General features: G+C 46.8%; 1 protein-coding gene. It reads right to left on the bottom strand.

Annotated elements, in window-relative coordinates; translation table 11 throughout:
• Window positions 1-847, bottom strand: an 847-nt coding sequence (murJ, locus tag ACS8FD_RS18600; protein WP_439276934.1) for a murein biosynthesis integral membrane protein MurJ, incomplete at both ends; no start/stop codon positions are given.

The raw sequence follows: 847 nt of genomic DNA, 5'->3' as shown, positions 1-847 counted from the left end.
CGGCCAGTATAAACAGAGCTGCTGATGCTGGAACACCAACCAAAATGATTAGCCGCGCTGCCCAATCAATGGTCTTTTTAAAGCTAACATCATCTTTTTGCGCCTCACTTTTTGACAAGCTTGGCAGAATAACCGTACCGATAGCGACACCGATTAGTCCTAGTGGTAGCTCGCTCATACGTTCGGCAGCATACAACCAAGAGACTGAACCACCAATCATAAGAGAGGCGAAGACAGTATTGAGCAGCAGATTAATCTGAGTGACAGAGACGCCAAAGATAGCCGGCAGCATAAGTTTTAAGATGCGTCTAACGCCTTCGTGTTTGAAATCAACTTTAGGTGCGACCAGCAGTTTTTGTTGCCATAGCTGTGGCAGCTGTATTAAAAACTGCAACAAACCAGCGATAGCGACCGCATAACCGAGCGCCATAATCGGCGTATCGAACATTGGAGCAAATATTAGCGCAGCGCCAATCATACATAAGTTTAATAATACTGGTGCAAAGGCTGGCGCAGCAAAACGCCCGTAACTTTGCAAGATACCGCTGGCAAAAGCGGTCATAGAAATAAACAGTAAGTAAGGGAAGGTAAGACGGAGCAGCTCAGCGGTAATGGCAAATTTGTCGGGCTGATCGGCAAAGCCAGGCGCAAATAATGTCACCACCCAAGGCGCGATTAAAATGACAACGACTGTCAGCATGGATAAAACTAGCAACAGCGCCCCTGAGGTACGACTGACTAAAACCTGTACCTGTTGCAGACTGTATTTTTCTTTATATTCGGACAGTACAGGAACGAAAGCTTGGCTAAACGCACCTTCCGCAAACAGACGCCGCAAAAAGTTTGG

The organism is Psychrobacter sp. 1U2 (assembly GCF_051847575.1).
This window is presented reverse-complemented; position numbering and strand designations above follow the sequence as displayed.